General features: G+C 53.0%; 13 protein-coding genes. 11 read left to right on the top strand and 2 right to left on the bottom strand.

Going from position 1 to position 14,338, the window contains the following annotated elements; genetic code table 11:
- The first annotated feature begins 731 nt into the window (after positions 1–731).
- The 3 genes from AC2FC2_RS01260 to AC2FC2_RS01250 all read left to right on the top strand — a co-directional run bounded on the left by AC2FC2_RS01260 (position 732) and on the right by AC2FC2_RS01250 (position 4,130).
- Complete coding sequence (locus tag AC2FC2_RS01260) at positions 732–1,424, top strand: hypothetical protein (RefSeq protein WP_490658589.1); 693 nt, start codon at positions 732–734, stop codon at positions 1,422–1,424.
- Positions 1,425–1,663: 239 nt separating this feature from the next.
- Positions 1,664–2,143 carry an Hcp family type VI secretion system effector gene (locus AC2FC2_RS01255; protein WP_209632419.1) on the top strand — a complete coding sequence of 160 codons (480 nt, stop codon included), beginning with the start codon at positions 1,664–1,666 and terminating at the stop codon, positions 2,141–2,143.
- 394 nt (positions 2,144–2,537) lie between these two features.
- Positions 2,538–4,130 (top strand): ABC-F family ATPase, encoded by a 1,593-nt coding sequence (locus AC2FC2_RS01250; protein WP_209632421.1) that lies wholly within the window; start codon positions 2,538–2,540, stop codon positions 4,128–4,130.
- Between the two features lie 71 nt (positions 4,131–4,201).
- On the opposite strand, the gene moeB is transcribed toward AC2FC2_RS01250, so the two are convergent.
- Together moeB and moeA are read right to left on the bottom strand one after the other, a co-directional pair.
- Positions 4,202–4,957, bottom strand: coding sequence for a molybdopterin-synthase adenylyltransferase MoeB (gene moeB / locus AC2FC2_RS01245; RefSeq protein WP_265557148.1), 756 nt, complete (start codon positions 4,955–4,957; stop codon positions 4,202–4,204).
- A 2-nt stretch (positions 4,958–4,959) separates the two neighbouring features.
- A complete protein-coding gene (gene moeA / locus AC2FC2_RS01240) occupies positions 4,960–6,198 on the bottom strand; it encodes a molybdopterin molybdotransferase MoeA (RefSeq protein WP_404760018.1) in 1,239 nt (412 codons plus the stop codon).
- Positions 6,199–6,415: 217 nt separating this feature from the next.
- Between moeA and AC2FC2_RS01235 the strand changes: the two genes are divergently transcribed.
- The 8 genes from AC2FC2_RS01235 (at position 6,416) to AC2FC2_RS01200 (ending at position 14,263) form a co-directional block, all read left to right on the top strand.
- Complete coding sequence (locus AC2FC2_RS01235; RefSeq protein WP_209632424.1) at positions 6,416–6,952, top strand: DUF924 family protein; 537 nt, start codon at positions 6,416–6,418, stop codon at positions 6,950–6,952.
- Positions 6,953–7,298: 346 nt separating this feature from the next.
- Positions 7,299–8,255 carry an isoaspartyl peptidase/L-asparaginase family protein gene (locus AC2FC2_RS01230; RefSeq protein ID WP_490658588.1) on the top strand — a complete coding sequence of 319 codons (957 nt, stop codon included), beginning with the start codon at positions 7,299–7,301 and terminating at the stop codon, positions 8,253–8,255.
- Positions 8,256–8,274: 19 nt separating this feature from the next.
- On the top strand, positions 8,275–10,152 hold the full coding sequence (locus AC2FC2_RS01225) for a dipeptide ABC transporter ATP-binding protein (RefSeq protein ID WP_404760016.1): 1,878 nt from the start codon (positions 8,275–8,277) through the stop codon (positions 10,150–10,152).
- A gap of 23 nt (positions 10,153–10,175) precedes the next feature.
- Positions 10,176–11,714, top strand: a complete 1,539-nt coding sequence (gene gsiB / locus AC2FC2_RS01220) for a glutathione ABC transporter substrate-binding protein GsiB (protein WP_490658587.1) — start codon at positions 10,176–10,178, stop codon at positions 11,712–11,714.
- Positions 11,715–11,764: 50 nt separating this feature from the next.
- Complete coding sequence (gene gsiC / locus AC2FC2_RS01215; RefSeq protein WP_209632428.1) at positions 11,765–12,685, top strand: glutathione ABC transporter permease GsiC; 921 nt, start codon at positions 11,765–11,767, stop codon at positions 12,683–12,685.
- Positions 12,686–12,694: 9 nt separating this feature from the next.
- Positions 12,695–13,603, top strand: coding sequence for a glutathione ABC transporter permease GsiD (gsiD, locus tag AC2FC2_RS01210; protein ID WP_209632429.1), 909 nt, complete (start codon positions 12,695–12,697; stop codon positions 13,601–13,603).
- Between the two features lie 107 nt (positions 13,604–13,710).
- A complete protein-coding gene (locus AC2FC2_RS01205; RefSeq protein WP_490658586.1) occupies positions 13,711–13,953 on the top strand; it encodes a type II toxin-antitoxin system CcdA family antitoxin in 243 nt (80 codons plus the stop codon).
- Between the two features lie 100 nt (positions 13,954–14,053).
- Complete coding sequence (locus AC2FC2_RS01200) at positions 14,054–14,263, top strand: CcdB family protein (protein ID WP_314586822.1); 210 nt, start codon at positions 14,054–14,056, stop codon at positions 14,261–14,263.
- The last annotated feature ends 75 nt before the right edge of the window (positions 14,264–14,338 follow it).

Genomic DNA, 14,338 nt, shown 5'->3' with positions numbered 1-14,338 from the left:
GGAGTTTGTTATTCATTATTTTTATTGGTAATGCCGCATGTTTCCGCCATGTCTGTAATCGGTACTGCGATCGGCGCTGACGGCACTCGCGTCATCACAAAACTGCAACCTTACATTTACATATACTTGTATGTACAAGCATGTGCAATACGCGTTCAGATAACCTGATTACAGTTGTATTTAATGTGATAATTATTTATTTATCAGTGTCTTATTTTTATTTTTCGAGATTATTGGCGAAAGGTTATGAATCGATTTAGTGAGCTATTACGCATAACCAGCCTAAATCAACGCAGGTTTTAAGAGTCCAATCACAAAACCAATTTTAGAGAGGGAAATAAGGTAATCAGGCGGTTAAAACAGAATAAACTAAAGTTATTTCGTTTTAGGAAAGCCAAAGTGACAGGGATATAACCTTATACAGGATTAGAATATTTCATTCTCACATCTCTACCGCTAAATATCTGCCATATCCCAATAAACGCGTCGTTTCTGTTTTTAGACGTGGGAGCTTGACTTGTACTACTAATAGGGGCTTGGCGCTTCCTTTTTTTTAATTTAAGGGGGGTTATGGAGCTAATACAACGTCCTTCTGAATCTGCTTATATTGATGAAGAAACAGAATTGACTGGTAAATTATAAGTCTGATGATTGAATTTCACCCTATTGGTTATTTGTGTTATAAGTAAATTTGTATTATTGCACGACAATGAAATGAGCAAGGAGCGATTATGTATAGCAATAATGAAGTTATCAGTTATTTACAGGCTAATAAAATTCCTACGCTGAAGCTCGATCATGCTGTCTCTGCCGTAGGTCAGCAGATCACAAATAAAATTGATATCTTAGGGAAAGGTACTACCCGTCTTCTTTATTATACGTCCTGCTTCACTGATGAATATAACGATGTTTGTCAGCGACAAAAGACGGAAGACCTGCGATTCAGAAATGGTGTTATTCGCATTGTTCAGCATGGTGATGTGGTCTATGACATGCTTCGTATTTATTTTGAAAAAATACTCAAATACAAAAATAATGAACAATTAGAGTACATTAAAAAATCTCTAATGGCTGTGAATATCCATATCGCCGCCAGCACTCTTACCGGTGCCGGATATGCTTTAGCGGTCGCTACCAGTGTCCGTATTGGAATGAATCTACGTATACAACTCAGCGCCCTTACGGGACGTGCAGTTGGTACGGCTGCCGGGGTAGTCGCTACATATGGTTTAATTCAGAAAGCGGCGGATAGTGCCTATCGCCTACACATCCAATACCCTGCCTACTACTCGGCGCTTTACACGCAACAACTGGAAATGATGTATTTCCTGATTGAACCGGTATTCGAGCGGGCGGGTGCGCTTGAAGCACAATGGGCGTCTGATTTAGGCATAGCAAGCATCATTACTCGAATGGTTCGATAACCATGCTTAAATCGCTAAAGAAATTTCTACTGTGGCAGCTTAGATTTTTATCATCACTATATGGTCCTATCATTCTCACGTTTATTTTCACACTGCTTCAAGGTTATTTTTTCCCTAACAGCCCTGTCTGGCCGGCAGGAGTATTTGCCATAATTATGATTATTATATTTACACGCTATTGTAAATGGTAAGGTCAGAAACAGTAGCTTTATTTAAAATCTCACCGATAAGGAAATTGTATGTCTACCCCTGCACATTTATGGCTTGAAGACGAAAATGGCTCCCCGATTGTCGGTAGCTGTATGATGCCGATGCGTTTAGGTTCTATCGAGCTTAAATCATTCTCCCATGCAGTCACTATTCCGGTTGATCCTGGCTGGGGAAAGCTTACTGGAACGCGTGTTCACAATCCGATCACGATAGTGAAAGAATTCGATAAGACTACGCCGCTCTTGTATCGCGCAGTGTGTGAAGGCCGACCAATGAAGAAAGCGACGATCAAGATGTATCGTATTATGGAATCGGGTATCGAAGCTGAATATTTCAATATCATTCTGGAAAATGTCAAAGTCACGACGGTTTCTCCTTATCTTGCTCCTAACGGTATGAGCAGCACTCACTTGGAAACTCTAGAGCTGCGTTATGAAGCAATCACATGGAAGTGCACAGATGGAAACATAATCTACCGAGATTCATGGAACAGTCGAGTCTGCGCTTGATTCGCGTGGTAAGGAAAGAAGGAAGGGGGAATAGGCTCCCTTCTCTTATTGATTCTATATGACTTGCCCCCAGTATTAGATACAACGCTCAGCCATCTCTGTCTGACGTATTACTCTCGCCACGTAGGATTTTTTTCATTGCACGATGTGCCATCTCGTTATTCTATAGCGCCATTCTTCCGTGGACCGTTCGTACTGAGGTAGCCTTTATACTTGTTTGCCGGCACGAAGACCTACCTGACTGTTTTGATGCCAGGCTGGCCGCAGGGTGCTCTTTGTTTTTCTGCGCTTGCTGTCTGCTCAAATTGTCACCAAAACTTCCCGCGATCTCTTATCCCCGTTATGGCATAATGCGCGCCAAATCACATTCCCAATGATATGAAGAGCGAGCGCTGTGTTAAGCACTAACAACATCACTATGCAGTTTGGCAGTAAGCCGCTGTTTGAAAACATCTCTGTTAAATTTGGTGGCGGTAACCGCTATGGTTTGATCGGGGCCAACGGCTGCGGCAAATCCACCTTTATGAAAATCCTGGGTGGCGATCTGGTACCGAGCGGCGGCAACGTGTTCCTCGACCCGAACGAACGCCTGGGTAAACTGCGTCAGGATCAGTTCGCTTTTGAGCAATACAGCGTGCTGGACACTGTCATCATGGGCCACCATGAACTGTGGGCAGTGAAGGAAGAGCGCGACCGCATTTACGCGATGGCCGAAATGAGCGAAGAAGACGGCTATAAAGTGGCCGATCTGGAAGTGGCTTATGGCGAGATGGACGGTTACACCGCTGAAGCGCGTGCCGGCGAACTGCTGCTCGGCGTAGGTATTCCGGTTGAACAGCACTACGGCCCAATGAGCGAAATTGCGCCGGGCTTCAAGCTGCGCGTATTGCTGGCACAGGCGTTGTTCTCCGATCCAGAAATCCTGCTGCTCGATGAACCGACGAACAACCTGGACATCGATACTATTCGTTGGCTGGAGCAGGTGCTGAACGAACGTAACAGCACCATGGTTATCATCTCGCATGACCGTCACTTCCTGAACATGGTGTGTACTCACATGGCGGATCTGGACTACGGCGAGCTGCGTGTCTATCCGGGCAACTACGACGAATACATGACGGCGGCCACTCAGGCGCGTGAGCGTCTGGTTGCGGATAATGCGAAGAAGAAGGCACAGATTAACGAACTGCAGTCGTTCGTGAGCCGCTTCAGCGCCAACGCGTCCAAATCCAAGCAGGCAACTTCGCGTGCACGCCAGATCGACAAGATCCAGCTGGAAGAAGTGAAGGCTTCAAGCCGCCAGAACCCGTTCATTCGTTTCGAACAGGACAAGAAACTGTTCCGTAACGCGCTGGAAGTAGAAGCACTGACCAAAGGCTTCGATAACGGCCCACTGTTCAGCAAGTTTAACCTGATGGTTGAAGTCGGCGAGAAAGTCGCGGTGCTGGGCCCGAACGGTATCGGTAAGTCTACCTTGCTGAAAACGCTGGTGGGTGACTCTCAGCCGGACAGCGGCAGCGTGAAATGGTCTGAAAACGCCAAGATTGGTTACTACGCGCAGGATCACGAATACGAGTTCGATGACACCCTGACGGTATTCGACTGGATGAGCCAGTGGAAACAGGAAAAAGACGACGAGCAGGCGGTGCGTAGCGTACTGGGTCGTTTGCTGTTCAGCCAGGACGACATCAAGAAGAAAGTGAAGGTGTTGTCGGGGGGGGAGAAGGGCCGCATGTTGTTCGGCAAGCTGATGATGCAGCGCCCTAACATCCTGATTATGGATGAACCAACCAACCACCTGGACATGGAATCCATCGAGTCGCTGAACATGGCGTTGGAAATGTACGAAGGCACCTTGATCTTCGTTTCCCATGACCGTGAGTTCGTTAGCTCGCTGGCAACCCGCGTACTGGAAATGACACCGACCAAGGTTGTCGACTTTACCGGCAACTACGAAGACTATCTGCGTAGCCAGGGTATCGTATAACGCTTCGGTAGGGGCGCGCCCCTAACCAGTGACACGCTAAGGCGGGAGCAATCCCGCCTTTTTTGTTGCTGTTATTCCCCGCCACACACCTCACACTGCGGGTTCTTCGGCAGTTTCATTTCGCGGAACTGCAGGGTCATTGCATCAAACATCAGCAGTTTACCGGTGAGTGGCTGGCCATACTGCGCCAGCAGCTTGATGGCCTCCATGGCCTGCAAGGTGCCAATCGTGCCGACCAGCGGTGCCATTACCCCGGCTTCAACGCAGGTCAGCGCATTGTCACCGAATAACCGGCTCAGGCAGCGGTAACAAGGCTCGTCAGGTTGATAGGTGAAGACACTGAGCTGCCCCTCCATACGGATCGCCGCACCGGATACCAAGGGTTTGCGTTGTGCGTGACACAGGCGGTTCAGCAGGTCGCGCGTCGCCACGTTGTCTGTGCAATCGAGCACCAGATCGCAGGCGGCAATCTGCGCCGCCATCTGTTCGTCATTCAGTTGGCCATCAAGGGTATCAATGTGAACATGGGGATTGATCGCGCTTAATTCGATGCGGGCAGACTCCACTTTTGCCATGCCGATGCGCGCGTCGCGATGCAGAACCTGGCGCTGCAGGTTGGAGAGCGAAACGGTGTCGAAATCAACCAGCGTCAGGTGACCCACGCCCGCCGCGGCCAGATAGGGGGCGGCGGCGCAGCCCAACCCGCCGAGGCCGACAATCAACACCCGTGCGGCTTTCAGTTTTTCCTGGCCGTCAAAGTCGAAGCCGCGCAGGATAATTTGGCGGTTATAGCGAAGCGCTTCGGCATCGGTTAATTCCGGCAGCATGCTCAGTTCCTCAGCAGGGCGTTGAAGGGCTCAACTTCGACCATTTCGCCTGCGGCAACAAAGCCGCGTTCGCGCTCCAATACGATAAAGCAGTTACCCTGACTGAATGAACTGAATATGTGCGACCCTTGATGCCCGGTAGTGCTCACTTCCAACTCACCCTGAGCATTGCTGGTAAACACGCCGCGCTGGAAATCGAGGCGACCAGGTGCCTTCTTCAATGGCGTCAATGTGCGGGCTTTTAGGCGCGGTGGCAGATGCCAGTCGCTGTGCCCGGCCAGTTTCGCCAAGAGCGGTTGTACCAGTTGGTAGAAGGTCAGGGCTGCGGAAACCGGGTTGCCCGGCAGGCCACAGAACCAAGCATGCTTTAATTTACCGAAAGCAAAAGGTTTACCCGGTTTGATTGCCAGCCTCCAGAAACTGACTTCGCCCAACTCATCGAGCATTTGCTTGGTGTAGTCGGCTTCACCCACCGAGACCCCACCGCTGCTGATCACCACATCTGCCTGACTGTCCGCCTGTTCAAAGGCCGCGCGCAACGCATGTTGATCATCACGGATAATGCCCAGATCCAGCGTCTCACAGCCGAGTTGTTCCAGCATCAGGCGCACAGCAAAACGGTTGGTATCATAAATTTGACCGGCCTGCAGGGGCTGGCCGACCGGTTGCAGTTCATCACCGGTAGAAAATACGGCTACCTTCAGTTTACGCATGACCTGTACGTCGGCGACGCCGAGCGAAGCCAACAAGGGTAACTGTGCGGCACCCAATCTCACACCTGCGGGCAACACCTCTGCGCCCTGGCGGATGTCTTCCCCGGCCAAGCGGATATTTTGCCCGGTTTGCACTTCAACGGTGAAGCGTACGCCAGCCTCACTCACCTCTGCTTGTTCCTGCATGATCACGGCTTCTGTACCCGCAGGGATAGGCGCGCCGGTCATGATGCGGATGCAGGAATTTGCCGGCCACTCACCGTTGAATGGCGCACCGGCAAAGGCTTTTCCGGCCACAGGCAGTGGCGTGTTGGCCTGCAAGTCGGCGAGGCGCACGGCGTAACCGTCCATGGCCGAGTTGGCGAACGGCGGGACATCAATAGGGGATATCACCGGTGCGGCAGTAATGCGGCCCGCAGCGGCGGTCAGGGCAATGGATTCGGTCTGTTGCAGGGGAGAAAGCTGGCTGAGCATCTTCTCTAATGCCTGCTCCAGGGAAATAAGATCGGAAGTATGGCAATGATCCATCGGGGGAGCTCCGTAATCAGGGTGCGCGAAATTTTCGGCAAAGTAGGGGTATTATGAAGGATGCTATGCTGATGTATACCCAAAATAATTGGAGTTGCATCACGGCGACAAGAGCATTCATCCCCGGGAGCTTACTCAAGTAAGTGACAGGGGGGATGCTCACAGTTAACACAGATGCCGCTTCAAGTATGAAGGGTATAAACAACAGGAGGCAGTGATGCACACACAGGTATTAGACTTCTGGTTCGACGAGATCGAACCGGCATTGTGGTTCAAAAAGGATGATGATTTTGATCGCCTGCTGCATACGCGTTTTAGCGAGATTTGGCATGCCGCCGCTGCCGGAGAGTTGGCTCACTGGCGAGAAACCATTGAAGGGCGGCTGGCGGAGGTGATTGTCCTTGATCAGTTCAGCCGCAATTTGTTCCGGGGTACGCCACGTTCATTTGCCAGCGACTGTATGGCATTGGTGTTAGCGCAAGAGGCGATCCGCACCGGGCAGTGTGAACAGCTCAGCCCGGTGCAACGTGGTTTTCTCTATTTGCCTTTTATGCATTCGGAGTCGGCACTGATTCATCAGCAAGCGCTGGCGCTTTACAGAGAACTTGATAATGGCGATCAGTTGGATTTTGAATTGCGGCATAAAGCCATTATCGACCGTTTCGGCCGTTACCCGCACCGGAATGCGATATTAGGCCGTGTCTCTACGCCGGAAGAAGAAGCATTTTTGTTGTTACCGGGATCGGGGTTCTGAATATTGATTTTCTGCGTTCAGCCTGCGTAAAAACAGCAGGTTGAACCTGTGGTTTCGAAATGTTCAGAGATATCGGTTATTTCTTTAGATAATAGTTCTCCTTCCGTCAGGTGTTTTTACCAAAAATCCCAGCCGTTATTTATGACGTTTTGAGTGCGTTATAACCCACTGTTTTTATTCCATTAAGCTATTTCAATGTGCGAAATAATCTAAGCGGGCTACGCTAAAGGCTGAGTCATGACTTAATGCTTTACATAGAATGCCGGGCTAAATATAGTCGGGAAAAGATAAAATAAATAATTATCAGCCCGGAAACGGTGCGGGATTAACACAGGGTGTCAGGCAAATGAGCAAACCAGTGATTGCTATTCATGGCGGTGCGGGTGCAATTACCCGTGCGGCGCTGAGTGTTGAAAAGGAACAAGAGTATATTTTGGCGTTATCCAGCATTGTTGGCGCGGGTCAGGCGATTCTTGCCAGAGGCGGCAGCGCATTGGATGCGGTTACCGAAGCCGTAAGGTTACTGGAAGAGTGCCCGTTGTTTAACGCAGGCAAAGGTTCCGTGTTTACCCATCAGGGCACGCATGAATTGGATGCTTGTGTGATGGATGGCCGAACCTGTGATGCTGGCGCCGTGGCGTGCGTGAGCCGGATACGCAATCCGGTGCTGGCTGCGCGCGCGGTACTGGAAAGCAGCCAACACGTCTTGTTCGCCGCTGAGGGCGCTGAGAAATTCGCCGCCGCCCATGGCCTGGAAATGGTCTCCCCCGACTTCTTCTTTACCCAACAGCGTTTTGACCAATTGCACCGTGCTCAGGCGGAGCAGGGGCGCGTGTTGCTCGATCATGACGGTGCCGCACAGACCGGTGAGCCGATTGATCCCGATCGTAAATTCGGCACCGTGGGTGCGGTGGCGCTGGACGTCATGGGCAACCTGGCGGCAGCGACCTCGACCGGCGGAATGACGAACAAACAAGCGGGTCGGGTCGGTGATACGCCCATTATCGGCGCCGGTTGCTATGCCAATAACGCCACCGTGGCGGTGTCCAGCACCGGCACGGGTGAGATATTCATGCGCGGCGTGTCGGCCTATGACGTTTCCGCCTTGATGGAGTATGCCGGTCTCAGCTTGCAGCAGGCCAGCGACCGGGTGGTAATGGAAAAGCTGCTGGCGATGGGTGGCAGCGGCGGCATGATCGCCATCGACAGCCAGGGTAACGTGGCGCTGCCTTTTAATAGTGAAGGTATGTACCGCGGTTTTGGTTATGTCGGCGATGCGCCGTCGGTAGGGATTTATCGCTAATTGATCGCCAGGAGGGTGCATGACTGAGACCTTAATGCCACCCGCGGCCGACAGTGGGTTAGTGCTGCCACCGCAGCGCGTACTGTCGGTGCGTGATCTGAGTATTCAATTTCATCAACAGAGCGAAACCGTCAACGCGGTGCGTAACCTGTCATTTGATGTCGATCGCGGTGAAACGCTGGCGATCGTGGGCGAGTCCGGTTCAGGAAAGTCCGTCACTTCGCTGGCATTGATGCGTTTAGTCGAGCAGGGGGGCGGGGAAATCGTCAGTGGTGCCATGCCGTTTCGGCGGCGTAGCGGTGACGTGCTGGATCTGGCCCAGGCGCCTCAGGGCATGCTGCGCAGGGTCCGCGGTGCCGATATGGCGATGATTTTTCAGGAACCCATGACCTCGCTGAATCCGGTCTTCCCGGTTGGTGAGCAGATCGCCGAATCCTTACGCCTGCACCAGGCAATGGATCACCGCACGGCGAAACAAGCCGCTTTACAGATGCTCGACCTGGTACGGATCCCTGAAGCCAAAGACGTGCTCAAGCGCTATCCGCATCAGCTTTCCGGCGGTATGCGTCAGCGGGTGATGATCGCCATGGCGCTCTCTTGCAAACCTGCTTTATTGATCGCTGACGAACCGACTACCGCGCTGGACGTGACCATTCAGGCGCAGATCCTGCAGCTTATCCGTGTGCTTCAGCAGGAAATGCAGATGGGGGTGATTTTCATTACTCACGACATGGGCGTAGTGGCGGAGATTGCCGACCGGGTACTGGTGATGCGCCAGGGGGAGAGCGTCGAACAAGGCACAGTGAGAGACGTGTTCACCGCCCCGCAACAGCCGTATACCCAGGCATTGCTGGCCGCGGTACCGAAGCTCGGTTCGATGGCGATGCAAGACTTTCCGGCCAAGTTTCCCTTGCCGGACGGTACGGACAATGGCGGGCCGCAGGACACCGTGCCGTCAGGCGCCTCGCCGATCCTACGGGTAGAAAACCTGGTTACTCGCTTTGATCTGCGCAGCGGCATTCTGAACCGTGTCACCCGTCAGGTACATGCGGTGGAAAATGTCAGCTTTGATCTTTACCCCGGAGAAACGCTGGGTTTGGTGGGGGAGTCAGGTTGCGGAAAATCGACCACCGGCCGTTCGTTGCTGAAGCTGGTGGACAGCCAGCGCGGTACCATTACTTTTGATGGTCGTCAGATTAATCAATTGAAAGGGTCGGCATTACAGCATGTGCGGCGAGACATTCAGTTTATTTTCCAGGACCCCTACGCCTCACTTGACCCACGTTTGACCGTCGGTTTCTCGATTATGGAACCCTTGCTGATACATAACGTGATGCGCGGCAAGGCGGCGCAAGAGAGGGTCGCCTGGCTGCTGGAGCGTGTCGGATTGAAACCGGAACACGCTCGGCGCTACCCACATGAATTCTCCGGCGGGCAGCGGCAGCGCATCTGCATTGCACGTGCGTTGGCACTCAATCCTAAAGTCGTGATCGCCGACGAGTCGGTGTCGGCTCTCGATGTGTCGATTCAGGCGCAGATCGTCAACCTGCTGCTCGATTTACAGCGTGAGTTTGGCATCGCCTTTTTATTTATCTCCCATGATATGGCTGTGGTGGAGCGTATTAGCCACCGCGTCGCCGTGATGTTCCTCGGGCAGATCGTTGAGATCGGCCCACGTCGTGCGGTGTTTGATAACCCCCAGCATGCCTATACGCGCAAGCTGATGGCGGCCGTGCCGGTGGCCGATCCGACCCATGATCACAAACGCCAGCCTCTGCTGGTAGATGAAATCCCCAGCCCGATCCGCGCATTGGGCGATGAACCCGTTACCGCACCGCTGGTGCAGGTTGGCCCCGGGCACTTTGTTGCCCGTCACCCGATCGCCGGTGCCTTTTAGTGACCTCAGGAGAAGCAAGCACCATGAAGCACACATTCAAACGTAAGGCATTAGCGGCCGTCGTGCTGCTGGCGGCGGTGGGCGCTGGCCCAGCTTGGGCAGCAAAGGATGCGGTGATCGCCGTCGCGTCCAACTTCACCACGCTTGATCCCTATGATGCCAATGACACGTTGTCACAGGCGGTGGCCAAATCCTTCTATCAGGGCCTGTTTGGTTTTGATAAGGATATGAAACTGGTGAACGTATTGGCTGATAGCTACGAGGTGAGCCCAGATGGTTTGACCTACACCGTCAAGCTGCACCCGGGGGTGAAATTCCACGACGGTACCGAGTTTAATGCCGAGGCGGTGAAGGTTAACCTGGATCGCGCCAGCAACCCGGACAACCACCTCAAACGCTACAACCTGTTCAAGATGATCGACAAAACCGAGGTGGTGGACGCCACCACGGTGAAGATTGTGCTGAAGGCGCCGTTCTCGGCGTTTATCAACAACCTGGCACACCCGGCAGCGGTGATCATATCCCCGGCGGCGCTGAAGCAGTACGGTAAAGAGATCGGTTTCCATCCTGTCGGCACCGGCCCGTATCAATTCGTGACCTGGAACCAAACCGACTTCGTCAAGGTGAAAAAGTTTGATGGGTATTGGAAACCGGGGCTACCTAAGCTCGACAGCATCACCTGGCGACCGATAGTGGACAACAATACCCGAGCGGCGATGTTGCAAACCGGCGAGGCGACCTTTGCCTTCCCGATCCCTTATGAGCAAGCCAAGGTGTTGGAAGGCAATGCCAAGCTTGATCTGGTGGCCGCTCCCTCGATTCTGCAGCGTTATATCAGCCTGAACGTGACCCAAAAGCCCTTTGACAACCTGAAGGTCCGTCAGGCGCTAAACTACGCCATCAACAAAGATGCGTTGATCAAGGTGGCGTTCTCCGGCTATGCGGTACCGGCAGAAGGGCCGGTGCCACCGGCCATCGATTTTGCTACCCGTTATAAGCCGTGGCCGTACGATCCGGCCAAGGCCCGCGAACTGCTGAAAGAGGCTGGCTATCCTAACGGTTTCACGACCACGCTGTGGTCCTCTCATAACCACAGTACTGCGCAAAAAGTACTGCAATTTGCCCAGCAGCAGTTGGCGCAGGTTGGGGTGAAAGTGACGGTCACTGCCATGGATGCCGGCCAGCGTGCGGCGCAGGTGGAAAGCGTTGGTGTGAAGGACACCGGGATACGGATGTTCTATACCGGCTGGTCTGCGTCAACCGGTGAGGCAGATTGGGCACTGTCACCGTTGTTCTCTACCCAGGCCGCACCGCCGAAGCAGTTCAACACGGCGTTTTACAGCAATCCGCAGGTGGATCAGGATCTGACCAGTGCTCTGGCGACGACCGATCGTGCCGAAAAGCAAAAACTGTACAAGGATGCGCAGGATCGCATTTGGGCTGACGCCCCCTGGATCTTCCTGGCGACAGAACGCCTGTTGTCCGCCAATAACAAGCAGTTGAGTGGTTTCTATGTGATGCCGGATACCTCGTTCAACTTTGACAATGCCGACCTTAAATAAGGCACCCATCCCCGCTCTCTTCGAGGGCGGGGTGAGGGGACTCGCGCGAGATGCTTAATTATTTTCTGAAACGACTGTTAGGCCTAATCCCGACGTTATTGATCGTCGCGGTGCTGGTGTTTCTGTTCGTCCATATGTTACCTGGTGATCCGGCCCGGCTGGCGGCAGGCCCGGAAGCCGACGAGGCGGTGGTGCAACTGGTCCGTAAGGACTTGGGGTTGGACAAGCCGCTACCGCAGCAGTTTGTGCACTTTTTTGTCAATGCGCTGCAGGGGGATTTTGGCACCTCGATGGTATCCAAACGCCCAGTGAGCGAAGAAATCGGCTCGCGTTTCCTGCCGACGTTGTGGCTGACCCTGACCAGCATGCTGTGGGCGACGATCTTCGGTATGGGGATCGGCATGGTGTCTGCTGTATGGCGCAATAAGTGGCCCGATCGCCTTGGTATGACGCTGGCCGTTTCTGGGATCTCATTCCCCGCGTTTGCACTTGGTATGCTGCTGATGCAGGTGTTTTCCGTCAACCTGGGTTGGCTGCCGACGGTGGGCGCCGACAGCTGGCGGCACTATATCCTGCCCTCCATCACGCTGGGGGCGGCGGTAGCGGCGGTGATGGCGCGTTTTACCCGTGCTTCATTCGTGGAAGTGCTGCAAGAGGACTATATGCGCACTGCGCGGGCCAAGGGGGTACGGGAAACGATGGTGGTGGTGAAACATGGGATGCGCAATGCGATGATCCCGGTGGTCACCATGATGGGGTTACAGTTTGGCTTTTTGCTCGGCGGTTCGATCGTCGTGGAGAAAGTGTTCAACTGGCCGGGGCTGGGCAGGCTGTTGGTCGACTCGGTGGAGATGCGTGATTATCCGGTGATCCAGGCTGAAGTCTTGCTGTTTTCGTTGGAGTTTATTTTGATTAACTTGTTGGTGGACCTGCTGTATGCGGCAATTAACCCGGCGATACGCTACAAATGAGGACGCGGGATGATTAAGCATTGGCGACGTAATGCCGTACTGAAAGCGCTACCGACGATGGATTCTCACGCAGTGCGTACGCCATGGCATGAGTTCTGGCGGCGTTTCCGCCAACAACGCGTGGCGCTGTTGGCCGGGGCGCTGGTGGTGGTGTTGGCGGTAGCCGCATTGCTGGCGCCCTATCTGGTGCCCTTTGATGCAGAAAACTACTTTGATTATGACCGACTGAACGAAGGCCCTTCGTTAATGCATTGGCTGGGGGTGGATTCACTGGGGCGGGATATTTTTAGCCGCATTCTGATGGGGGCGCGTATCTCACTGGCTGCCGGGGTGTTTTCGGTGCTGGTCGGCGGCGTGATTGGGACGTTGCTGGGCCTGTTGGCGGGTTACTACGAAGGCTGGTGGGATCGCATCACCATGCGTATTTGCGACGTGCTGTTTGCCTTCCCCGGCATTTTGCTGGCAATCGGTGTGGTGGCGATAATGGGCAGCGGCATGGCCAATGTGATCATTGCGGTGGCCATTTTCAGCATCCCGGCATTTGCCCGGCTGGTACGAGGCAACACGCTGGTGTTGAAGCACCTGACCTATATCGAGTCGGCACGCAGCCTGGGGGCGTCGGACTGGACCATTATCATGCGGCATATATTCCCTGGGACGATTTCGTCGATCGTGGTCTATTTTACTATGCGTATCGGCACATCCATCATTACCGCCGCCAGCCTGTCATTCCTCGGTTTGGGCGCGCAACCCCCCACGCCGGAATGGGGGGCGATGCTTAATGAAGCACGAGCGGATATGGTGATTGCACCACACGTGGCGATTTTCCCCAGCCTGGCGATATTCATTACCGTATTGGCGTTTAACCTGTTGGGGGATGGGCTGCGAGATGCCTTGGATCCGAAATTGAAGGGATGATTTTCTGTGAGGCAGGGGCGGAGTGCGGTATAGTTTGATTGGTATACCCCTGCTTCATGAGTATAATTGATGATTATTTAATCCATGCGTCAAGCAGGGGTGAAAGTATGTCTGCAGTCAATAATAGCTCGACAAAAAAAACGGTAAACGTGACTGTTGATCGCGAACTTTTCCAGAAGGCAAAGGCTCTCGGCGTCAATGTATCCTCAGTATTGGCTGATGCTTTAAATGCTCGGGTACGCGATATTGAAATTCAACAATGGCGTGAGGAAAATCGACATTCACTGGAAGAGCTCAACCGTATTTCTGAAGAGAATGGTTTGCTTTCTGATGAATATAAGGTGTTCTGACTATGCAGTTCACGGTTTATCATAATACGCATCCTGCCTCCGCTTACCCTATCTACTGGATGTTCAAAGCGATCTTCTTGATGTCCTTTCGACAAGATTAGTGATTCCTCTCTACCCTCTGGACAAAATCAGAACGAAAATTCCTCCGCGTTTGTGTCCGGAAATTGAGGTTAATGGGGCGCGTTATTTGGCTATGACGCATGAAATGGCCAGCGTGCGGCGGACGCAGATTGGGGATGTTGCTGGTAATGCGAGTGAACAGAGAAATCAAATTAAGGCCGCCATTGATTTTCTGATTGATGGTTTCTGATTAAATCCTGTCGTCAGCCCCCGTTGAATATTCTATTACCGGAGCCGAAATGCGGTGTGCTGGCTTATTTCGCCA

Source organism: Serratia sp. CoH_122_TC_1 (assembly GCF_058191755.1).
Note: the sequence above shows the minus strand (reverse complement) of the source record. Positions and strands in the feature narration are given on the sequence as shown.